15 protein-coding genes and 2 pseudogenes are annotated in these 22448 nt (G+C 72.2%); 9 read left to right on the top strand and 8 right to left on the bottom strand.

Features of this window, described 5'->3' with window-relative positions; translation table 11 throughout:
* The coding region (locus tag J7F03_RS37155; protein WP_214957465.1) for a zinc ribbon domain-containing protein at nt 1-173 on the top strand (173 nt) is incomplete at its 5' end.
* A gap of 134 nt (nt 174-307) precedes the next feature.
* Here the strand turns inward: J7F03_RS37155 and J7F03_RS37150 are convergent.
* Entirely contained in the window at nt 308-3544 is a 3237-nt protein-coding gene (locus J7F03_RS37150) for an NACHT domain-containing NTPase (RefSeq protein ID WP_214957459.1), read from the bottom strand.
* Nucleotides 3545-3763: 219 nt separating this feature from the next.
* Here J7F03_RS37150 and J7F03_RS37145 point away from each other — a divergent pair, with 219 nt between their 5' ends.
* Nucleotides 3764-5374: a serine/threonine-protein kinase gene (locus J7F03_RS37145; RefSeq protein WP_251073066.1), complete on the top strand. Its 1611-nt coding sequence runs from the start codon at nt 3764-3766 to the stop codon at nt 5372-5374.
* A 392-nt stretch (nt 5375-5766) separates the two neighbouring features.
* Here the strand turns inward: J7F03_RS37145 and J7F03_RS42845 are convergent.
* Nucleotides 5767-6486 (bottom strand): annotated as a pseudogene (locus J7F03_RS42845) (IclR family transcriptional regulator C-terminal domain-containing protein); the annotation flags it as partial.
* 812 nt (nt 6487-7298) lie between these two features.
* A complete protein-coding gene (locus J7F03_RS37135; protein ID WP_251073059.1) occupies nt 7299-7826 on the bottom strand; it encodes an RNA polymerase sigma factor in 528 nt (175 codons plus the stop codon).
* A gap of 539 nt (nt 7827-8365) precedes the next feature.
* Between J7F03_RS37135 and metG the strand changes: the two genes are divergently transcribed.
* Entirely contained in the window at nt 8366-10081 is a 1716-nt protein-coding gene (gene metG, locus J7F03_RS37130) for a methionine--tRNA ligase (protein ID WP_214957453.1), read from the top strand.
* A gap of 79 nt (nt 10082-10160) precedes the next feature.
* On the opposite strand, the pseudogene J7F03_RS37125 reads toward metG, so the two are convergent.
* Nucleotides 10161-11138: pseudogene (locus J7F03_RS37125) on the bottom strand (YfcC family protein); the annotation flags it as partial.
* Nucleotides 11139-11147: 9 nt separating this feature from the next.
* Nucleotides 11148-12548: a M20/M25/M40 family metallo-hydrolase gene (locus tag J7F03_RS37120; RefSeq protein ID WP_308380116.1), complete on the bottom strand. Its 1401-nt coding sequence runs from the start codon at nt 12546-12548 to the stop codon at nt 11148-11150.
* Between the two features lie 351 nt (nt 12549-12899).
* On the opposite strand from J7F03_RS37120, the gene J7F03_RS37115 reads away from it, so the two are divergent.
* Entirely contained in the window at nt 12900-13466 is a 567-nt protein-coding gene (locus tag J7F03_RS37115) for a hypothetical protein (RefSeq protein WP_214957451.1), read from the top strand.
* Between the two features lie 37 nt (nt 13467-13503).
* The gene (locus J7F03_RS37110; protein ID WP_214957449.1) at nt 13504-14280 is read left to right on the top strand and encodes a DUF4239 domain-containing protein; all 777 of its coding nucleotides are present in this window, start codon (nt 13504-13506) and stop codon (nt 14278-14280) included.
* 106 nt (nt 14281-14386) lie between these two features.
* On the opposite strand, the gene J7F03_RS37105 is transcribed toward J7F03_RS37110, so the two are convergent.
* The 3 genes from J7F03_RS37105 to J7F03_RS37095 all read right to left on the bottom strand — a co-directional run bounded on the left by J7F03_RS37105 (nt 14387) and on the right by J7F03_RS37095 (nt 16852).
* Nucleotides 14387-15565 (bottom strand): MAB_1171c family putative transporter, encoded by a 1179-nt coding sequence (locus J7F03_RS37105; RefSeq protein ID WP_214957447.1) that lies wholly within the window; start codon nt 15563-15565, stop codon nt 14387-14389.
* The gene (locus J7F03_RS37100) at nt 15562-16119 is read right to left on the bottom strand and encodes a toxin-antitoxin system, toxin component (RefSeq protein ID WP_204357827.1); all 558 of its coding nucleotides are present in this window, start codon (nt 16117-16119) and stop codon (nt 15562-15564) included. The genes J7F03_RS37105 and J7F03_RS37100 overlap by 4 nt, the downstream gene beginning before the upstream one ends.
* A 64-nt stretch (nt 16120-16183) precedes the next feature.
* Entirely contained in the window at nt 16184-16852 is a 669-nt protein-coding gene (locus J7F03_RS37095; protein ID WP_214957445.1) for a helix-turn-helix transcriptional regulator, read from the bottom strand.
* 223 nt (nt 16853-17075) lie between these two features.
* Between J7F03_RS37095 and J7F03_RS37090 the strand changes: the two genes are divergently transcribed.
* The 4 genes from J7F03_RS37090 (at nt 17076) to J7F03_RS37075 (ending at nt 22396) form a co-directional block, all read left to right on the top strand.
* Nucleotides 17076-18065, top strand: a complete 990-nt coding sequence (locus tag J7F03_RS37090) for a helix-turn-helix domain-containing protein (protein WP_308380114.1) — start codon at nt 17076-17078, stop codon at nt 18063-18065.
* 55 nt (nt 18066-18120) lie between these two features.
* Entirely contained in the window at nt 18121-19473 is a 1353-nt protein-coding gene (locus tag J7F03_RS37085) for a 6-phospho-beta-glucosidase (RefSeq protein ID WP_214957443.1), read from the top strand.
* 46 nt (nt 19474-19519) lie between these two features.
* The gene (locus J7F03_RS37080) at nt 19520-21634 is read left to right on the top strand and encodes an MDR family MFS transporter (protein WP_214957441.1); all 2115 of its coding nucleotides are present in this window, start codon (nt 19520-19522) and stop codon (nt 21632-21634) included.
* A 102-nt stretch (nt 21635-21736) separates the two neighbouring features.
* A complete protein-coding gene (locus J7F03_RS37075; RefSeq protein WP_214957439.1) occupies nt 21737-22396 on the top strand; it encodes a GPP34 family phosphoprotein in 660 nt (219 codons plus the stop codon).
* The last annotated feature ends 52 nt before the right edge of the window (nt 22397-22448 follow it).

Raw genomic sequence — 22448 nt, 5'->3', positions numbered from 1 at the left:
GCCCTGAATGCGGGCACACCAACAAGGAGAACCGGACCACACAGGACAAGTTCCACTGCATAGCCTGCGGCCACCTGGCGCACGCTGACACGGTGGGCGCCCTGAACGTTCTAGTGGGCGCCCTGAACGTTCTACGGGCCGGGCTGGTCCGTCGCGAGCCTCAACCGGCATAGCGAGAAGCCCCCTCATTTATGAGGGGGAGGAGTCACGATTGCTGTTCGACGGTCGGCCACGATGCGACACCCTACCGGGAGCCGGCCGCCCACTTGGGCGCCGGATTGACTGAACGTCTGGTCAGTGGGGAGGGTCAGTCGTCTTCGGTGTAGACCCTCAGGCGGGAGGGCAGAGTGGCCCTGCCGTGGACCCGAGCGGAGGGAAGGCCGATGTGGAACTCGGTCAAGGCGGGCACTCCCGCCAAGGGCGAGACGTCGATGACGTTCTCTCCTGCCAGTGTCCCCGTGTACTCACAGAAGCGAAGACCGGGAAGGACATGCTGGAGCCGGTCGATCACCTGCTGGGCGACGGGTACGTCGCCGGATTCGTAGAGGTGCAGATCGGTGACTTTCGCCAGGACCACGTCGGTCGGGAGGTTCTCGAAGGAGAGTGTGCCCAAGGAGAGGATGCCGAGGACCGGAAGGCCGGACAGCTCCTGCCAGTCTTCGGCCGACGCCGCACCCGTGAGGTTGAGGGTGGCGAGACCGGTGTAGCGGCGCAGTCCCTGGAGTCCCTGCCCGGAAGGGCTCCCGACCGCCATGGAGAGGTGCCGAAGAGGCGCGAGCGGATGAAGCGTCCTCGGAGACCAGGTGGGTGGGACGGGGCCGACGATCCGGAGGGAGCTGAGCTCGGTCAGCCGCTCCAGCGGGCGCAGGTCCATGGCTGCCGAGGCCTGGATGTGAAGCTCCCGGACCGGAAGCCCGGCAAGGGCGGAAAGGTCGGTGAGCGCGGGGCAGTTCACGGCCGTGAAGGATTCGAGCCGCGTTTGGCCGGCCAGGAATCCCAGATCCACGACCGGGTGCTCCTGGAGCCTGAGCTTGGTCAGTGTGCGCCGGGAGAGATACGAGCCGAGCGCGTCGGCGGACACGGCGGCCCTGACGTCCAGGGAGTCCGCGCGTACTCCCAGTCGCTCCAGATGGTGCAGCTGTTCGTCGGAGGTGACGGTGTAGTCCAGTCCGTCCGGGTCCAGCCGCGCGATGATCTCGTCCGCGTACCGGGCGGTCTCGAAGCGCGACCAGGCCCACACGAGCTGGCTGCGCACCGCAAGGAAGTGGTGCCCGGCATACCTGCTCAGGAACGGCAGGGCGGCATCGGACGCGACCCGGGAGGCGGCGATGGCCGTGTAGTACGCGTCCATCTCGTGGAGGCCCTCGGGGCCGGGCAGGAGATCCAGGATCAGCGGACCCACTTCCCCGAGTGCGCGGGCCTCCGCATCGTGGCGTGGCGGGATCAGTAGGCCGGTGCGCTCCTCGACGGCCTCGCGGACGGACGGCTCCAGCGTCGTGGCGTGTTCCAGGCAGGCGGCGGCGAGCAGGTAGACGCGGGAGCGGATGCGCTGCTTCTTGCTGCGGTCGCCGAGGGCGAGCAGGTCCTTGAAGATCGTCACGCGCTCGCGGGGCCGGGCCAGGGCGACCGCCATGCGGATGACGTCCTCCCACTGGTCGTCGGCGGCGTGCGCGGCGAGCAGGCCGAAATCGCCCTCCTCCACCGCGGCCCGCGCACCCAGGAAGTCCTGGAAGGTGCGGTGGACGAAGTCCACGGTTCCCGGGGCCGGTTCGCGAAGGAGGCCGCTGCGCTGGAGGAAGTGCTCGAAGACGGTCGCCGCGTCACCCAGCGCGGCCGCCTCCGGGACGGCGGGGAGAGCGCGCCCGATGATGTCCTCGGCCTGCGAACGGTCCATCTCCGTACGGCCGTTCTTGATCAGCCAGTACGCGAGCCGCTGGAGCAGGTCGAGTTGCGGCTCATCCCGGAGGTCGGGAACCGCCATGTCGCGCTCCCGGTCCCGGCGGCTGATCAGCATCGACAGCGCGGCCTCGTACAAGTCCTTGCGTCCGTGCGGGAGATAGCCGCGACGGTCGCGGTGGAGCGCGCAGATCAGGCCGCACATCAGCGGGTTGGTGGCCAGCCGCCCGAGGTCGCCCTTGGTGCGGACGGCGGTGCGCAGCTGCTCCTCGTACGCGTCGAGTTCGGCGTCGTCGCAGGCCTCGCCACGGGCGGCCGTGTGCCAGCGCCCGATGAAGGTGGCGACATCGGGCGGTCCCATGGCGGACAGCACCAGTTCGCCGAACCCGTCCTCGGCGAGCCAGTCCTGGCCGACGGCCGACGGCCGCGAGGTGACCAGCCAGCGGTTCGCGCCGTCGTACGTGTCGATCAGATCCCGCAGCCAGCGGCGGGTCCGCTCCCGCTCGGGCTCGGGAACCTCGTCGATGCCGTCGACCAGGACCAGGCCCCGTCCTGCGGCGAGGACCCGGTGCTCCCAGCCGGCCGGCTGGGAGCCCGAGAGCGGGCAGCCGGTCGCCGTGAGGAAGTCCTTGGGGGCGGGCAGCCGCTCGCCGTGGCGGGTGAGCGTGCGCAGGGGGAGTACGAAGGGGACGCGGTTGTGGAGGTACGCGGGCCGGCCGGCGCGGTCCTGCTGGGCGGCGGTGACGGCGAGCCACTGCACGAGCGTGGTCTTGCCCGAACCGGCTTCGCCCCGCAGGAGGACGCGGGGAGTGTGGGCCAGCACCTGGTCCGCGGGCTGGGGTTCCGGCTGGAAGTGCGCCGTGCTCTGGACGGGGCCGAGCTCATTCCACGCATAGCCGGCAGCCTTCGCCTCGGCCCTCGCTTCGGCTTCCGTCCACCCCGAACGCACCGCCTCCAGGCTCAGGTACGCCACGTCCAGCGGCCACCGCGTCGGCGAGTTGCCGAGGTCGATCCCGTAGATGGTGAGCTTGCCGTGCTTCTTCGCCACGTAGGGCAGGTACGTCGCCTCGAACGCGGCGTCCGCCGCTTCGGGCAGCGGGGCACGTCGTAGCAACTCGTCCGTCTTGGCCGTCAGTTCGTCGATGGCGCGGGTCTGACGGACCAGCGCGTGGGCCGTGAAGGTCTTGCGCTGGGTGAAGAACTCCAGGATGTGCAGGGCGGCCACGCCGACCAGGGCATCGTAGAAGTACGTGGCGTCGGCGGAGAGATGGCGCTCAGGGTGGCCGCCCGCGCGGCGCAGCTCGCGGGCGAAGGCCTGCGGGCCGAGGCGGACGGCGTCGACATCGGTGATCGTGAGGTCGCCGAGGGCGTGTAGCGTCGTGGCGAGGGCGTCGGTGACCGCCTCGTGCTCGTCCGCCGGAACACGGTGCTCGCCCGTGCGCAGGGCCTGCTGGACGAGGGTGCCGGCCAGGGAGCGTACGTCGGCCTCGGTGAGGGTGCGCTTCTCGCCCCGGAAGGAGACGTAGCCGGAGAGCCGGACCGGCTTGTCGACCAGGCCCGCCCCGGGGCCGTCGGTGACGAAGAACTTCTTGACGATCGGGCCGATGACGGCCGATGCCAGCCGGATCCCGATGGCTGTGGGTTCCATGCGTGCCCCCCGTAGAGCTGTGACCGGTCCCGGGGTGATCTTAAGGCGCGTGGCACGCGCGCCGCCGGGTACCGAGCGAAGAGGGGGGTCGGGGCGGGCTGCGGCATCATGGGCCCGGAACCAGGTGAGGGGGAGGACGCAGTGCCACAAGAAGAGTCGCGCGGCAGTGTCGTGGTGGCCGGGCGGTACCGCCTGCAGGAAAGGCTTGGCCGGGGCGGGATGGGGACCGTCTGGCGGGCCTGCGACGAACTCCTCGGGCGGCCGGTCGCCGTCAAGGAACTCCACCTCGGCGAGGGCGACCCGGACGGCGTGGCCGCCGGAGCGCTGCGCGAGGCGCGTGCCGTGGCACACGTGCGCCACCCCCATGTCGTCGTCGTCCACGACATCGTCGAACACGACGGGCGGCCCTGCATCGTCATGGAGCTGGTCGACGGTGGCTCGCTCGCCGAGCTGATCGCCGGCGGGAAGATGCTCACCCCGGTCGAGGCGGCCCGGACCGGGCTCGCCCTGCTCGGCGCCCTGACCGCGGCGCATTCGCGGGGAGTGCTCCACCGGGACGTCAAACCGGCCAACGTGCTGATGGAGGCGGGCACCGGCCGGGTGGTTCTCACCGACTTCGGGATCGCCCGGCTCTCCGGCGCCACCACCATCAGCGAGACGGGGGCGTTCGTCGGCTCGCCCGAGTACACCGCTCCCGAGCGGATACAGGGCGCCGAGGCGGGCCCGGCCTCCGACCTGTGGTCGCTCGGCGCGCTGATGTGCGCCGCGCTGACCGGGGAGTCGCCCTTCCGCCGCGACTCGCTGGGCGGCATCCTGCACGCCGTCGTCTCCGGCGAGATCCGGCCGCCCGCGCAAGCGGGGCCGCTGCTGCCCGTCATCCGCGGCCTGCTGGACCGGGACCCGGAGCGCAGGATGGCGGCGGCAGAGGCCGAAGGGCTGCTGTCCGCCTACCTGGCCGGCGGCAGCCACCAGCCCGCCGACCGGATCCCCGTATCCGCACCCGTGCCCGGATCAGGCTCCGGATCAGGCTCCGGATCAGGCTCCGGCTCCGAACCGGCCCCGGGCTCCGAGGGGTTGACGGCGCCGGCCGTGCCCCCGCGCCCTACCGCCAGGCAACTCGTCGCCACCCGACCAGGCCTGCGCGTCGGGCTGATCGCGGCCGCCCTCGTCCTGGTGGCCACGGGGGCGCCGGCCGGTGCCTGGCTGCTCGGCGACGAGGACTCGGCGCGGGGGCGGGAGGCGGTGGCCGGCGCCTCCGGCACACCCGCGCCCGCGCCGACGCCCGAGCCGACGCCCGCGCCCGTGACCCCGTCCCAGAGCCCGGTGGACGCCGCTGCGGCCACGACCCCGGCCAAGCCCCCCGGCGCCCTGCCCGCCGGGTACCGGACCTTCGCCGACCCGCAGGGCTTCGGCATCGCCGTACCCGAGGGATACCAGCGGGCCACCGACGACCAGCGGGTCTTCTACATCTCCCCGGACGGTGCCTTCCGCATCGGAATCCGGGTGAAGATGCCGGTCACCGGCGGCCCGCTCGGCGTGATGCGCCAGTCCCACGCGATGGGCCCGGACACCAACCCCGGTTATCGCGGCGGCACGGTCGTATCGACGACTCGCAACGAACACCCCGCGGCCCTCTGGGAGTTCACCTGGGACGGCTTCACCCCGGCCGAGGGCGCCCGGCACACCTACGACCTCTGTTGGGACGAGAACGGCCGGATGTACGACATCTGGGTCTCCGCGCCCGTCGGCCGACGCGCCGAGGCGAAGCGCCACTTCGACACCGCCGTGGCCACCTTCGTCCCCGGCGCACCGGGCTCCGTCACCCCCTGACACCGTTCGGCTCAGGTGCGCAGGACCACCAGACCGTCCGCCGTCCGCAGGCTGCCCGGTACCAGCGGGGCGAAGGTGCGGGGGAGCGCCAGGCCCGGGAGCCCGCCGTCCGGCGCCGCCTCCGGCGCCTCGAAGAGGTACGCCGCCCCCGAGGCACTGTCGCTGACCAGATGCGGCCCTTCGGCCCCGCCCGCCGGCCCCGCTCCATCGGCCCCGTCCCGCCAGGCGGCCCGGCCCGCGGCCCGGCTCAGCGGGGTCCGGAAGACGCTGCGCAGGTGCCGCAGCGTCTCCGCGGTGACCGGTACGGGCCCCGGCGGGGGCCCCGGCACACCGGTCCCCGCCCCGGCGTCGTCCGCCGGGACCTCGGTGGCGTCCGGCGGGATCGCCCCCGCCAGCAGCAGCGCCAGCAGCACCGGGACGGCCTTCTGCCGCAGCGCCTCGGTGGCCCGCCCCAGCCGGTGCGCGTGCGCGCCGGGCAGCGACAGCGCGAGGCTGCCGGCAGTGTCGCCGAGCGCGAGGGGAACCGCCGCGCAGACCACGCCGGGCGCGTATTCGAGCAGGTCGAAGACGGGCGCCCCGGGGGCCACCGCGTCCAGCGCCGTGAAGAGGGCCCGGCTGTCGGTGATGGTCCGCTCGGTGAGCCGGGCCGGCCGGTGCCGGGCCACGTGGTCGGCCCGGCCGTCGTGGTCGAGCTGGCTCAGCAGGCATTTGCCCACCGCGCTGGCGTGCGCGGCGTCCCGGAAGTCCACCCATTCCCGCACGGGCGGGGCGCCGGGCCCGTCCGCCATCTGGGTGATCCGGACCTCCCCTTCCGCGTACCGGCTCAGGTAGACGGCCGCGCCCGCGCTGTCCCGGGCCAGCGCCAGCGTGCGCTGCAACTGCCCCGAGAGGCCCAGCCCGCCCGGGGCGGAGAGCCGGTCGAGGGCCGGCCCGGGGGCGTACACGCCGACGCCGGGCCGGTACGCGTACCCCTCCTCGCAGAGCATCGACAGCAGCGGCCCCAGCTCCGCCTCGGCCAGGCCGGCCTCCCGACCGAGGCGGCCCGCCCGCACTCCGAGCGGACGCCGTTCGAGGACGCGTACGACGGCCAGGGCGCGGCGCGCCTGCGCCAGGGCCTCGCCCCCGCCGGGCTGTACGACGGTCTCGCGAGCCGCGGCCGTCAGCGTCGGGTGGCGCAGCGGGCCCGCCCCGAGCCTCGGCCGGCGCACCGGAGCGGCCGGCGGCAGGAACGCGTCCAGCGCCCCGGACACCCCTGGTCTGGGCAGCGGCACCTGGCCCAGGTCGGGGTCGTCGCACTGGTCGACGTAGCGCAGGACGGCAGCCTGCGCGCACAGCCGGACCTCCCGCAGATCCCGGTGTCCGCGCGGCCGGAAGCGGTGGCGGCCCAGCTCCCGCGCCCAGACCCGGGCGTCGTGGTGCTCGCCGCGCCGGGAGTGGTCCAGGAAGAGGCAGTACGCGGCGTGCGTGGTGCGGGCCCGCCCGGACCCGGCGGCGAACTGCCACCAGAACCGGGCCCCTTCGCGTAGGCCGGCCAGGTGCAGCAGGCAGCCGAAGACCACGGCTCCGGGCAGGTCGACGTGGCCGCCGGTCTCGAACGCGTCGAGCCGCTCCCTGGCCCCGCGCGCGCGCACCGAGGCCAGACACGCGGCCTTGAGGTCGCGCCGTGCCCGCTCGGAGTCCAGCGGGAGGTCCCGCGCGGGATCGCTCCAGCCCGGCGAGCGGCGCCGGGCCGGGGTCGCCCCGCGCCGCGGCCCCGGCGGCTTCGGCGCCGGGGCGAAGGAGCCGACGCGCTGCAGCCGGGCCTCGGCCGCGCCCAGGTCGTAGTTCGGATAGCGGTCGCGCACGCTGGCCCGGGCCAGGAACTGCTCCAGGGAACGCGGGAGTCCGCCGTCCTCGCGCTTCGTGTCGCGCCTCGCGTTGCGGCTCATGACTCGGCTGCCGTGTCGAGCAGCCGGGCGAGGCGCCGCTGCGCCTGGCCGAGTTGCGAGCGGACCGTGGCCTCGTCCACGCCCATCATGGCGGCGGCCTCGGCGGGCGTGCACTGGAGCCCGTACCGGAGCAGCACGGTGTCGCGCTGCCGTTCGGCGAGCCGGGAGACGGCGGAGTAGAAGCGGATGGTGTCGGTGAGAACCTCGTACTGGTCGGCGTCCGCCTGGGCCTCCTTGAGCGCGGCCTCGAAGGCACTGATGTCCACCGGCTCCGGCCAGGGGCTGCGCCGGTACTGCCAGTCGACGATGCGCTGCTTGAGCACCGTCCACGCGTAGGCGTCCAGCCGGTCCATGTGCAGCATCCGCAGCCACTCGACCATGATCGAGTCGAAGGCGGCGTCCACCGCCTCCTCGGCCGCCGCGTCCGTGCCCAGTTGCAGGAACGCGAACCGCATGTAGGCCGGGCGCCGGTCGGCGTGGAAGGCCCAGTACGACAGGCGCGCCGTCGAATCCCACTGGCTCATGGGGGTCGGCCGCCGTCGCCGGCTCGGCAGACCCACGGCCCCGCCACCGGAATCCTCCGGCCCGCTGCCATCGCTCACCGCTCCACCCCATCCCGTGTGCGCGGCAAGGAAATCAGCGCGGGCGCACTCGGAGGGCGTAGAGATGCAACCTGGAAGCATTACGTTCGGTGATGATCGACTGATGATCGATGTCGATCACGCAAAGCCTCAACCAGCACAAACGCATATGCCGCTCTCCCGTGCGCCCGTCGGCGCCCTCGGCGGGGGCGCACGGCGTGTGACAGCGGTCGTCCGCAGTGGACAGCACTCGCCCGCAGTGGACGGCACTCGCCCGCGGTGGACGGCGGTCCGGCGCCTCTTCACCCCGCTGTACCATGGCCGCAGCGCGAGGGCCGTGACGGAGAGGTCACTGCCCTCGCTTTTGCGTTACACGCACCCCTGTCCACCCCGAAGAAATGCGGGGCGTGGCGTTTCGGCGGTTCGATACGATGAACCGCACGTCACGTCGTACCGGCATATATGAAATGGAGCATCCGAGGATGGCTCGACACCTGATCACCAGCGCGCTTCCCTACATCAACGGGATCAAGCACCTGGGCAACATGGTCGGGTCGATGCTTCCGGCGGATGTGTACTCCCGGTACCTCCGCCAGCGCGGCCACGACGTCCTCTACATCTGCGCCACCGACGAGCACGGCACCCCCGCCGAACTCGCCGCCAAGGCGGCCGGCATCTCGGTCTCCGAGTTCTGCGCGCAGGCCCACGACGCCCAGAAGGCGGTCTACGACGGCTTCGAGCTGTCCTTCGACTACTTCGGCCGCAGCTCCTCCGCGCAGAACGTCGAGATCACCCAGCACTTCGCGCGCCGCCTCCAGGAGAACGGCTTCATCGAGGAGCGCGCGATCCGGCAGGTCTACTCGCCGGTCGACGGCCGCTTCCTGCCGGACCGCTACGTCGAGGGCACCTGCCCGCACTGCGGCTACGACAAGGCCCGCGGCGACCAGTGCGAGAACTGCACGCGCGTACTGGACCCCACGGACCTGATCGAGCCCCGCTCGGCCATCTCCGGCTCCACCGAGCTCGAGGTCCGCGAGACCAAGCACCTCTTCCTCCTGCAGTCCAAGCTGCAGCACGAGGTCGAGGCCTGGGTCGCGCAGCACGAGGAGGAGTGGCCGCAGCTGGCTTCCTCCATCGCCCGCAAGTGGCTGACCGAGGGCCTGCACGACCGCGCCATCACGCGCGACCTCGACTGGGGCGTCCCGGTCCCCGCCGACACGTGGCCCGAACTGGCCGCCGACGGCAAGGTCTTCTACGTCTGGTTCGACGCCCCGATCGAGTACATCGCCTCGACCAAGGAGTGGGCGGACGCCGACCCGGCGAACCGCGACTACAAGGCGTGGTGGTACGAGGCCGAGGACGTCCGCTACACCCAGTTCATGGCCAAGGACAACGTCCCGTTCCACACGGTGATGTTCCCCGCCACCGAGCTCGGCGTCCGCGAGCCGTGGAAGATGGTCGACTACGTCAAGGCCTTCAACTGGCTGACGTACTACGGCGGCAAGTTCTCCACCTCGCAGAAGCGCGGCGTCTTCACCGACCAGGCGCTGGAGATCCTCCCGGCCGACTACTGGCGCTACTTCCTCATCGCCAACGCGCCCGAGTCCGACGACTCCTCCTTCACCTGGGAGCACTTCACCTCCACGGTGAACAAGGACCTCGCCGACACCCTCGGCAACTTCGTCAACCGCGTGCTCTCCTTCTCGCGCAAGCGCTTCGGCGACGACGTCCCGGCGGGCAACGCCGCCGGCGAGGCCGAGGCCAAGCTCGGCGCGCAGATCGTCGACCTGCTGGCCGAGTACGAGGGCCACATGGACACCCTCCAGTACCGCAAGGCGGCCGCCGCGCTGCGCGCCCTGTGGTCGGCCGGCAACTCCTACCTGGAGGAGAAGGCCCCCTGGCTGGAGATCAAGACCGACCCCGAGGGCGCGGCGCTCACCCTGCGCACCGCGATGAACCTCATCCACCTCTACTCGGTGGTCTCCGAGCCGTTCATCCCGGCCTCGGCGCGCGCCATGCGCTCCGCGTTCACGCTCGCCGAGGACACGGCGTCGTGGATCACCCCGGAGCAGGCGGCGTCTCTCGACGCGGTGCCCGCGGGGACTCCGTTCACCGTGCCGCCGGTCCTCTTCGCGAAGATCACCGAAGAGGACCTGGAGTCGTACCGGGAGCGGTTCGGCGGCAACCCGGAGGCCTGAGCCCGCGGGTGATGAACTGACGCAGGGGCGCGACCCGTCGGGGTCGCGCCCCTGCGGCGTGCGCGGGGTACGGCGAAGCTCACATCGCGGCGCCCAACGCCAGGAACCCGCAGATCAGCACGGCGAGGATGCCGAGCAGCGGCCAGACGAAGCGCAGGTACCTGTCGTAGCCGACCTTGGCCAGCGCGACGCCGCCGATGGTCACGGCGGTGGTCGGCACCCAGAGGTTCATCCAGCCGCTCGCCGACTGCCAGGCCGTCACCATCAGCGCGCGCGAGACGCCCGCGAAGTCGGCGAGCGGGGCCAGGATCGGCATCGTGAGCGTGGCGTGCCCGGAGGTGGAGGGGATGAGGAAGGCGAGCGGGAGGTTCACGAGGAACACGATGATCGCGAAGACTCCGGACGAAGTTCCCTTCACCACGCCCTCGATGGAGTGGAGCACGGTGTCGGTGATCTTCGAGTTGTTCATGATGACCGTGACCCCGCGCGCCAGCATGATGACCAGGGCCGGAGAGATGAAGTCGGCAGCTCCCTGGATGAGCGTGGAGCTGAGCTTCGGCTCGCCCATCCGGGCCACCAGGCCGATGAGCACGGCCGCGCAGATGAACAGCGCCGCGAGCTGGGCGAAGGACCAGTCCAGTTCCCAGGCATACGGGGCCGCGTCCGCGTTGCCGGTGAGCGCGCTCGCCCAGGGCACCACTGAGAAGATCATGAAGGCGAAGACGAGGACCAGCAGTACCAGCACCGTCCTGTGCAGGCGGGTCAGCTCCGGTTCCTCCTCCTCGTCGCCGGTGGCCTTCTGCTCCCGGTCGCCGGGCAGGAACCCGCACAGGGACTTCGAGGGGTCCTTCTGGACCCGCCGCGCGTAGCGGATCACGTACAGGACGGTCACCGTGGTCAGCACGATCCACATCAGGAAGCGCCGCCCGATCCCGTCGCCGAGCGAGATGTCGGCGGCCGAGGAGGCCACGCCGGTCGCGAACGGGTTCACGGTGGAGCAGAGCACGCCGACGCCCGCGCCGAGGATGGAGGCGCCGACGGCGACGAGCCGGTCGTGGCGCGGTGGTCACCGTCCGCCGCCCGGGGCCGCCGGGCCCCGCGCCGCACGGAAGTCGGCCGCGTACTCCCGTACGAAGGCGGCCATCGCCACCACCGTGTTGCGCACCTCCGACAGCAGCACCCGCTCGTTCGGCGCGTGCAGGTTGCACATGCCGTCCTGCGCGCCGAAGAGGAGCACCTCCGCGCCCGGAACCGCCTTCGCGAGGCCGTTCACCAGCGGGATGGAGCCGCCCGTGGCGACGTACGAGGCCTGCGTGCCCCAGGCCTCCTTGAGCGCGGTCAGCGCCGCCCGGTACGCCGGCCCGCCCGTCCGCGCCTCGAAGCCGGGGCCGGTATCGCCCGGGGTGACGGTGAGCGGGATGCCGAACGGGCGCTGCGCGCGCAGGTGTTCCACCAGTGCGGCCCGGGCCTCCCGCGGGTCCTGGAGCGGATGGAAACGGAGGTTCAGCTTGGCCCGCGCGTAGGGGACCACCGCGGAGGCGGCCCCCGCCACGTCGGGGGCGTCCAGCCCGATGACGGTGACGGCGGGCCCGCTCCACAGCCGTTCGCCGAGCGAGCCGGTTCCGATCAGCGGCACGCCGTCCCGGACGGAGGCGAGGTCGCGGAACTCCTCCTCGGTGTAGGTCGTTCCCTCCCAGGGATCGCGGCGCAGCCCGGGCACCGCCACGTCGCCGTGTTCGTCGTGCAGCGTGGACAGCGCCCGGAGCAGGGCCAGCAGGGCGTCGGGGGCGGCTCCGCCGAACCCCCCGCTGTGGCGCGCCTCCGTGAGGGTGCGCACCTCCACCGTGACCTCGCAGGCCCCGCGCAGGCCGATGGTCAGGGTCGGGGTGCCAGGCCGCAGATTGCCGAGGTCGGCGATGACCATCGCGTCGCACGCGAACCGGTCCGGATCGGTGGGCGGGTAGTCGTCGAAGGGGCTGCCGTACTCCTCCTGCCCCTCGAGCACCAGCTTGATCCCGACGGGCGGACGGCCGCCGTAGAGCCGCAGCATGCCGATGTGCGCGATCACGTTCGACTTGTCGTCGGCGATTCCGCGCGCCCGCAGCGCGCCGGGGACACCGGCCACGGGGGTCGGATCGAAGGGCGGGGAGAGCCAGAGGGACACGGCGCCGGCGGGCTGGACGTCGTAGTGCCCGTAGAGCAGGACGGTCGGGGCGTCCGGGTGCGGTGGCGGGATCTCCGCGTAGATGACCGGCGCGGTGTCGGGGAGGTCGATCCGTTCGATGGTGGGGACGCCCGCCTCACGCAGGAGGGAGACGATCAGGTCGTACGCCTCCTCGACGGGCTCCGACGGGTAGCCGGGGAAGGCGACCGAGGGGATCGCCGCGAGCCGCACCAGATCGGTCCGCAGGCCGTCCATCAGGGCGTCGACCTGTTCTTCGAGGGTCTGCGAGCCGTCCGCGTCCACCTGCCACCGTCCCTCTGCTCCCCGGGTGACCCCGCTGAGCTGCGGGATCGGGTTCTCCGATCATCGGCGCGGAGAGCGGCCGGCGCCGTGGCGGAATGGGCCGGCCGGGTGACCTGCGGATCCTGGCGGGCGCCGCCCAGACCGACGCCCAGACCTCCGCCCAGACCGACGCCCTGGCCGGAGCCGGAGCCGGAGCCGGAGCTGGAGCCGGAGCCGGGGCCGGATCCGGCGCCCACCCCGAAATGGGCTCCCGATCGGGGATCTTGACCTGTCTGCGGCGTATCGAAGCACGGTCTTGATCGTTTCTTCAGCGTAGCCCTCATCCCTGCTGCGGAATCGGGAGAACGCGCGGTGACCGCTTGGCAGTACTTCGCCGGGGCCGGCCTGGTGGCGGCGCTCTGCCCGCTGCACGGTCACGTGGAGGTCGCCGGAGACGGCCACGGGCGCGGCGCCCGGGTCGACCTGTGCGTTCCGGCCGGATCGGAGCCGAGGCCGCCCGCGCAGGCGCCGCCCGCCGCCCGGCCTTCGCCGCGGGTGACCCTGCCCGGGGCGGCCCGGCCGACGGTGCGCCACCCGGGGCGGGGCCCGTCTCCGGTGCCGGCGCCTTGGCCGGGGGCGGCGCCGGAGCCCGGCCCCGGGCCGACGCCGGAGGCGGTGGCCGGGGTGGCGCAGCCGCCGGGGGATCCGGTGGAGGGGCCCGACGCGGTCCGGGCGGCGCCGGGCGCAGCGCCGGCTCCGAGCCCGGGCGCAGCCGTGGCCGGGCCCGCGGGCCGCTTCCACGTGCGCCCGTACCGCTCCTCGGCACTGGCGAGGCGCGGCCCGGACGGCATGTCCACCCTGATGCTCATGGTCGTCGTCACGACCCCGGCGGTGCTCGCGGCCGTCGCGCTGCGGCCCCGTTCCAAGAGCCGCAGCTGAACGATTCGTCCGTTCATTCAACCTACGGAGAACCCTCGTGTCCGAATGGCTGGTCCTGGCCATCGCCATGGCGCTCGTCTGCGCCCTCGTCTTCGCCTTCACCGCGCTCCGGCACCGCCGGGTCGCCGTCGACGAGGACACCAGCGAGACCCCCGACGTCATCGAGTACATGGTGATGATGGTCGGCGTGGTCTACGCGATCGTGCTCGGCCTGGCCATCGCGGGCGTCTGGGAGGCGCGCGGCGCCGCCGAGGACAGCGTGCGCCGCGAGGCCCAGTCCCTGTACGAGGTCACCCAGCGGGCCGACGTCTACCCGGCCGCCGTCCGCGACCGGATCCGGGGCGAGGTGAACGCGTACGTCTCCCACACCGTCAGCGTGGACTGGCCGCGGCTGGTCTCCGGGGATGCCGCGTCCGCAGAGGGCGGCGAGCTGCTCGGCAAGCTGCGCGGGGACGTCACCCACCAGAACCCGGGCAACGAGCTCCAGGCGCAGGCCTACCAGCCGCTGCTGGACCACATCGCGGCCGCCGACGACGCCCGGCACGAGCGGACGCAGAGCGACGCGTCGACGCTGCCGGGCGTGGTGTGGCTGGGGCTGGTCGTGGGCGGGCTGGTCACCGTCGGGCTGATCTTCGCCCTGCAGATCAGGCGGTCGGGCCGGGAGCTGCTGCTGGCAGGGCTGTTCAGCACGCTGATCGTGTTCCTGCTGTTCATGGTGTGGAGCTTCGACGCGCCCTTCGGCCGGGACGGAATCGACTCGGCGGCGCCCTTCCAGGACCTGTTCCCGGCGCTGTCCCTCGCTGCCGGGGGCTGATCCGGCCGGGCCCGGTCCTCCTCGGGCGCGGTCCCCTCGGGCGCGGTCCCTTCGGGCGCGGTCCCTTCGGGCGCGGTCCCTTCGGACCGGGCCCGGGCGGCGGTGCTCAGACTCCCGACAGGGACGCCTGCCGCCGGAATTCGGCCACGACCGGCGAGTTCCGCAGGGCGTGCGAGATGCGTACGAGGTCGCGCGGACCGTCGGCGGCCGGCGGGGCCCCTTCATCGCTGGCCCCGATCACCCGGCCTTCGGGGTCGGCAGACCGGGCCCGTACGGCCGCCGCGACCATGGCCGCGTCGGCGACGGCCCGGGCGGTCTCCTCGTCGGAGCCGGCGGCCAGGGCCCGCGCGAGGGCGTCGTCCCGGTGGCCCTGGTCGAAGTACGGGCCGAGGTGCAGGAACCCGTCGTGGATGTCCGACTCGCGCTGGATCATCCGGAGCTCGGCGGCGGACCACCAGGCCATCCGCACGCAGGGGGCGCTGTCGGGCCCGGAGGTGCGCACCTCTTGCCAGAGCGTGCCGAGGCGCCGGTACGTCGACCAGTTCTGCCAGCTGTCCGAAAGCCGTTGGAACACCAGCGGGAGCACGAAGCCGACCGCGCTGATGTTCGCCCCCATGGAGGCCACGGGCGGTGCCACGGAGGTGCTCAGCCAGTCCAGGTCGTGTCCGGTCCAGCGGGCGCCTACCGCGGTCATCTTGGTGAAGTCGTAGCTGAGGTTGAAGACGTACCCCAGGACAATGATCATCAGCCCGATCCGGAGCCAACCGCGCACCTGGAGGGACCAGCGCCAGCACATCGCGACCATCACGAAGGCGGCCACGTTGTGGGCCACCAGGTAGAGGGCGATCAGCTCGCGCATGAACGGCGTGTTGGCGTAGTACGTGTCGAAGTCCCGCAGCCGCTCGACGGGGGCCTCGCCGAGTGCGAACAGCAGCGTCAGCGCCACGATCACGATGGAGTAGCCGGTGATCCAGCGGCGCGAGACGCGCCGGGTCTGCTCCGGCGGCCCGCCGCGCCAGTTGACGATCAGCACGAGGCAGGCGGCGCTGAAGGCGGTGATCAGGCAGTAGACGAGCGGGGCGGAGAAGTTGGGGATGCCCGTCCAGCGGTTGACCGCCTCGATGGTGGGCGGGGCGGCGAAGGTGAAGACGGCCCCGGCCAGGGTGAGCAGGGCGCAGACCGATCGCAGGAGCGGGTCACGCCAGTTGTTCCTTAGCGCCGGCAGCTTGAAGGCGAGTGCTATCGCCATCGCGGCTGCCGGTGTGTAGTAGTCCTGGCCTTTCAACGGTCGTTCCTGTGCCCCCGGTATCCGAGCGCGGCCTCGATGCGGCCGGCCAACTGATCACGCTGTGCCGGTGCCCGGTGGCTCGCCGATCCGGCGAGCCAGGTGCGGCACCTGCTGCCCAGCAGTAAACCGAAGGTTTCCGCTTCGGTCTCCTCCTGGACGTCGGCGCGCGTGCGCGCGGCGACGCGTCGGACGGTCTCGCCGATGTCGGCCTCGTCCGACAGCAGCCGGGCGGCGACGGCGGCGCCGTCGACGTGGTGACTGCAGTGGCCGGCCTTCATGTGCCACAGCTCGTGACCGAGGATCACCAGCTGATGGTCGGGTGCGGTGCGTTCCTCGATGACCACCAGATCGCGGTCCGCCATGTCGAGCCACAGGCCGCTGGCCGTTCCCGGCGGGAACGAGGCCATCCGGAACTCCACCCGGCGGCCGCGGTGCTTGCTCATGCCCTCGCAGAGGGCGGCGTAGAGGTCTACGGGCTCCACGGGCGCGGTCAGCGTGATGCCGGCCACCAGTTCCCCGCACAACCGCCGCTGCTCTCTGCCTATGCTCACCGTTCTCCCCGTCGGCGCGGATCCGGATCAGGACTCAAGGATCAGACCCAGAATTTCGACTGGGTCAGGATTCGTTCGGTTTGACGCTCTCGAGAAGCATGTCCAGCCATTCGGTCACCTTGTCCCGGTGCTTGTCGCTGGGCAGTTGGGCGGCTCGCCAGGCGATGCCGCGTACGCCGTGGTTCTGCAGGAGTCTTGCCAGCGGATCGCCCGTCGAAGCGGCTTGGGCCGGTACGGTTTCCCGCGCGCGGCCCGCGAAGTCCTGGAGCAGTTGCTGCTCGGTCCGCTGGAGGGCGTCCGTGAGGGCGTCCGAGTCGTGCGCGGTGAGGAAGCCGGCGTGCACCCCGAAGAAGCGCTGGATCGCGTCGCAGTGCTCCATCGTGGGCCTGCGGTCGCCGTTGATCAGCGCCCCGGCCTGCTGGCGGGACATCGCGGCACCGTCCGCGATCTCCTGCTGCGTGTAGCGGCGGCCGTTGGGCTTGACGCGCGTGCGCCGCAGGAGGTCGAGCCGCTGCAAGAACCGGGTCTGGAGATCGGGTTCACCGGCCGGCCGTCCGTCCAGCAGGGTCCGCACCACGTCGGCGGGTACCCCGGAGGCCTCGGAGAGGCGGCGCAGGTCGAAGACCTGGTTCAGGTCGCGGCCCATCTTGCCCGCGAGTTCGGCGACGCGCGTGACGGTGGCTGCCAGGTGCGCGTTGGCCACCGCGACGGGAGCCGGGAAGCCGTCTGTCACCAGTGGTTCTCCTAGATCGCGCGGGTTCGGGGGGCGGGCACGTGGTCGGCTTCTGGAATCTATCCGGTCTCTGTCTGTAGGGCTAGAACTTGCCACAGCTGTGGCGGGAATGAGCTGTCAAGAGGCTGGAATTGCCACAATAGTTGACACTCGAATGAAGTCGGTAGCAGGATCGCCACACGGAAACGAAGATCCAGACCGTAATAAAGAGGGGGAGCTCTCGGTGCCACATCTCGCAGCGGTGGGCCCGTCCGACGGCCTCGCCCACATTGGTGGGGAGCGCCTCGCGGGCGAGGAGTCCGCACGCGGCGCCGTGCGGTCGGAGCGACGCAAGGAGATTTTGCGCCAGCGCCGGGAGGAACTGGGGCTGAGCCAGGAAGACCTGGCCGCACGACTGCGCATCAGCGTGCGTGCGTACGGGAACTGGGAGCGCGGCCTGGTCAAGGAGTGGACCGACCGCAAGCTGCTCGCCCTGGCCGAGGCCCTGGAGATGAGCGAGCGTCAGTGCTTCTGGCTCTTCCGGGTCATGGTCGACCGCGACCCGCCGCCGACCTGGCGGGCGGCCGAGGAGACCCGGCTGCCCGACGACCCGGCGCAGCGCGACTACCTGTGTGATTACGCGGCCCTCATGGAGGCCGTGCCGTACCCGAGTTTCCTCGTGGACCACCGCTGGGACGTGGCCCTGACCAACTCGGCGTTCGACCGGCTCTTCCAGTCGGTCCGCCCGCACCCGACCGCCCTGCCGGACGACAACTTCCTGCGCTTCGTGCTGTTCCACCCGGACGCCGCAGCCGTGCTGGAGGACCACGAACCGGCTTGGTGCGTACCGCTGTTGGCCCGGTTCGCGACCGCGCTGGCCGCGGCCCCGGAGGACGAGGGGCTGCGCAGCATCCGCCAGGAGGTGGCCCGTGACCCGTTCATGGAAGCCGCCTACCGGTACGGGGTGCCGCACTGGCTGACCACGCACGGGACCGGGGCGGCGGAGCAGGACGGGGCCGTGCGAACGGTGCGTCACCCCGACCCGGGCTGGGGGCTGGTGCGCTGCCGGATGGTGGCGGAATCCAGCCGGATGCTCGCCGGGATGGGGCTGACCCGGATCACCATGATCCTCTCGACGCCGCAGGGCCTGCCGACGGGTCCGGTCCGGGGCGCCACGGGGGCGCAGCCGCACCAGGTGCCGCGTCTGCGGGCCGTGCCGTCGCCGGTGGACTGATCCGGCGGGGGAGACTGGTGCCACGAAACGTGGCACTGCGAAAGGCGGTAAGGGCGTGCGGCTGACGATCCTCGGCGGGGGCGGCTTCCGGGTACCGCTCGTCTACGGAGCCCTGCTCGGCGACCGTGCCGAGGGCAGGGTGTCGCACGTGACCCTGTACGACGAGGACGCCGGCCGGCTCCGTGCCATGGCGCGGGTGCTCGCGGACCAGGCCGACGGGATCGCGGACGCCCCGGCCGTCACGGCCACCACCGATCTCGACGAGGCCCTGCGCGGCGCCGACTTCGTCTTTTCGGCCATTCGTGTCGGAGGGCTGGAGGGGCGCGCCGCGGACGAGCGGATCGCCCTGGCCGAAGGGGTGCTGGGCCAGGAGACGGTCGGCGCGGGCGGCATCGCCTACGGGCTGCGGACCGTTCCGGTGGCCCGGGAGATCGCCCGCAGGGTGGCACGCATCGCCCCCGACGCGTGGGTCATCAACTTCACCAACCCGGCCGGGGTGGTCACCGAGGCCATGGCGGAGGAGCTCGGCGACCGGGTCATCGGGATCTGCGACTCCCCGGTCGGGCTCGGGCGGCGGATCGCCCGGCTGCTCGACGCGCGGCCGCAGGAGGCCTGGATCGACTACGTCGGCCTCAACCACCTGGGCTGGGTGCGCGGGCTGCGGATCGGCGGCCGGGACGAGCTGCCCCGGCTGCTGGCCGACTCCGAGGCGCTGGAATCTTTCGAGGAGGGCCGGCTGTTCGGCGCCGACTGGCTGCGCTCGCTCGGCGCGATCCCGAACGAGTACCTGCACTACTACTACTTCAACCGTGACACCGTACGGGCGTACCAGGAGGCCGAGCAGACGCGCGGGGCGTTCCTGCGCGACCAGCAGCACGGGTTCTACGCCGAGGCCGGGCGGCCGGACCAGGGCGCCGGGGCGGCGCTGGCCGCCTGGGACCGGACGCGGGCCGAACGCGAGGCCACGTACATGTCCGAGAACCGCGAGGTGGCGGGCGTCGGCGAGCGCGACGAGAGCGACCTGGAGTCGGGCGGCTACGAGAAGGTGGCCCTCGCCCTGATGCGGGCCATCGCCCGGGATGAGCGCGCCACCCTGATCCTGAACGTTCGCAACAGCGGCACGCTCGCCGTTCTCGACGCGGAGGCGGTCATCGAGGTGCCGTGCCTGGTCGACGCCAACGGGGCCCACCCGGTCGCCGTCGACCCGCTGCCGCTGCACGCGGTCGGTCTGGTGACCTCGGTCAAGGCCGCCGAGCGGGAGGTCCTCGCGGCCGCGGCGAGCGGATCGCGGGCGGACGCCGTCAAGGCCTTCGCCCTGCACCCGCTGGTGGACTCGGTCGGGGTGGCCCGGCGGCTCGTGGACGCGTACGCGGCGGAGCACCCGGGCCTGGACTACCTGCGCCGATAGCCCCGCGGCCGCCCGCCTCCCCATGACCCGGACGGGCTAGCGCCGCATGCGGCCGGGCGGGTGCGCTGTGAGAGTGCGAGATGTGACCACAGCCGAAGGCACAGCCCCCGCCATACCCGCCGCGGCGCCCCCCGTGCTCGACCGGCGCAGGCGCAACATCGTCTTCGGCACGATCATGCTGGGCGTGCTGCTGGCGGCACTGGACCAGACGATCGTGGGCACGGCGCTGCCCACGATCGTGGCCGACCTCGGCGGCGCGGACCACATGTCGTGGGTCGTGACCTCGTACCTGCTCGCGGAGACGGTCGCGACGGTGCTCGTGGGCAAGTTCGGCGACCTCTTCGGCCGGAAACTGGTCTTCCAGGTATCCGCCATCATCTTCATCACCGGGTCGTTCCTGTGCGGCCTGGCGGGCAACATGACCCTGCTCATCGTGTGGCGGGGCGTTCAGGGCATCGGCGCCGGCGGACTGATGGTCACCTCGATGGCGCTCATCGCCGACGTGGTCCCGCTGCGCGAACGCGGGAAGTACCAGGGCGCGATCGGCGCCGTCTTCGGCGTCGCGACGGTCATCGGGCCGCTGCTCGGCGGACTCTTCACCGACCACCTGACCTGGCGCTGGGCGTTCTACGTCAACGTGCCGATCGCGATCCTGGTCGTGGTGGCCGCCGCGCGGACGATCCCCTCCGTACGCGCCGCCGGGAAGCCGGTCATCGACTACCTGGGCATCGCGCTGGTCGCGGTCGGCGCGAGCGCGCTGATCCTGGCCACGAGCCTGGGCGGGAACGAGTACGCCTGGAGCTCGGTGCTCATCGTCGCGCTCTTCGCGGGCGGCGCCGTGGCGCTGGCGCTGTTCTGCCTGGTGGAGACCCGGGCCGCGCAGCCGATGCTGCCTATGCGGCTGTTCCGCAACCCCGTCTTCGCGGTCTGCTCCGTCCTCAGCTTCGTCGTCGGCTTCGCGATGCTCGGAGCGATGACCTTCCTGCCGACGTACCTGCAGTACGTGGACGGGGATTCGGCCACCGTCTCGGGCGTACGGACGCTGCCGCTGGTCATCGGCCTGCTGATCGCGTCGGTCTTCAGCGGCAACGTCACGAGCAAGACCGGCCAGTACCGGATCTTCCCCATCGTCGGCTGCGCCGTGATGGGCCTCGGTCTCTACCTGCTGTCGCGGATGGGACCGCAGTCCGGTGCCTGGCTGGAATCGCTGTACATGTTCATCCTCGGCGTCGGCATCGGCCTGTGCATGCAGGTGCTGACCATCGCCGTGCAGAACACCGTGGACTACACCGACCTCGGCACCGCGACCTCGGGCGTCACCTTCTTCCGTACGCTCGGCAGCTCCTTCGGAACCGCCGTCTTCGGCACGATCTACGCCAACACCCTGACGCCCGCGCTGGCGGCGGCCGTCGAGGAGGCCGCGCGGGCCACGGGAGCGGACCCGGGGCAGCTGGGCGCGGCGGCGCAGAGCCCGCAGGGGGTGCACGGGCTCGATCCGGCGGCGGCCGGCCCGGTCATCGACGCGTACGCGGACGCCCTGCAGACGGTGTTCCTGTGGACCGTGCCGGTGGCGGTGGTCGGATTCGTCGTCGCGCTGTTCCTCAAGCAGGTCAAGCTGCGCGACAGCGCCCGGGCCGGCTCCACGGACATGGGCGACGGCTTCGGATCGCCCGCCACGGCCTCGGGCGACTCGGCGAAGCTGCTGGAGCTGGCGGTCGGCAAGCTGGTGCGGAGCATGGGACCGCAGACGGCGCGCGGCATCGTCGACGCCTCGGACACCCGGCTGGACATGGCGGCCGCGTGGGCGGTGATGCAGGTGGACCTGATGACCCGCACGGTCGGCCACGCCAGCCTCGGATTCATCGCGACACGGCGGCACCTGCCCCCGGAGGTGCTCCTGCCGGTCTTCGAACGGATGGTGGAGGAGGGCTACCTGACGCGGCAGAACGGTTTCTACGCGCACACCCCGGCCGGGGAGCGGGAAGCGGCCGTCATCTCGGCCGCGTGGGCCAAGTGGCTGGGCGACCAGCTGGAGAAGGACCGCGGGCGGCCGCGCAGCGCGGAACTGCGGGCGGCGGCGGACGCGATCGCCAAGCGCCTGCTCGCGGAGGACCTGGGCGAGGGCAACTTCGCCCCGCGGGCGATGGCGGGACGGCCGTAGGGATCGAGCCAAGTGGGACGGGAAGGCGGTTGCGGGGGGAACTTCCGGGCGGATGCGGGCGTCTGACCAGGTGAAGACGGAGGATCTACGGGGGAGCCGGGCATGACGATCACGCTGGCGGAGGAGATCACGCTGCTGTCACTGGACGACGAGTCCGGGGCGGTCAAGCAGCGGCAATCGGTGGGCTGGGCCGTGGCGGGCGCCATCCTGCTCGAACTGGTCGTAGCGGAACGGGTCTTGGTTTCCGGCAAATACCTGGAGCTGGTGGACACCTCGCCCACAGGTGAGGAACTGCTCGACGGCCGGATCCCTTTGATGCAGACCTGGATGCGCGGGCGGAGCAAGCGCCGGGTGACGGACTGGCTGACGAAGGACCAGGCCAGGGCCATCGGCGCGGCGGTGGAGCGGCTGAGCGGGCGCGGCGTGGTGGTGGAGGAGCGGCGCAAGGCACTCGGGGTGTTTCCTGTGCGCCGCTATCCGGAGGCCGACGGCGCGGTCGAGCGCGCGCTGCGCGAGCGGCTCGCGTCCGTCGTCCTCAAGGGCACCGAGCCGGACGAGCGCACGGCGGGCCTCATCGCCCTGGTGCATTCGGCCAAGTTGCACGGGCTGGCCTTTCCGGGCCGCCCGCGCAAAGAGATCGCCGCGCGCATGGCGGAGATAGCGGAGGGGCAGTGGGCGGCCGAGAGCGTCCGTGCCGCGATCCGCGACATGCAGATGGCGATGGCCGCGATCACCGTGGTGACGGCCGCGGCGGCCGGCTAGGCCGACGGCGTCGCGCAGCTGACGGGCGGGGGGCTAGGCCCAATGCTGGTGA

The sequence above is a fragment of the Streptomyces sp. ISL-43 genome, from assembly GCF_018614195.1.
Taxonomy (GTDB): domain Bacteria; phylum Actinomycetota; class Actinomycetes; order Streptomycetales; family Streptomycetaceae; genus Streptomyces.
Note: the sequence above shows the minus strand (reverse complement) of the source record. Positions and strands in the feature narration are given on the sequence as shown.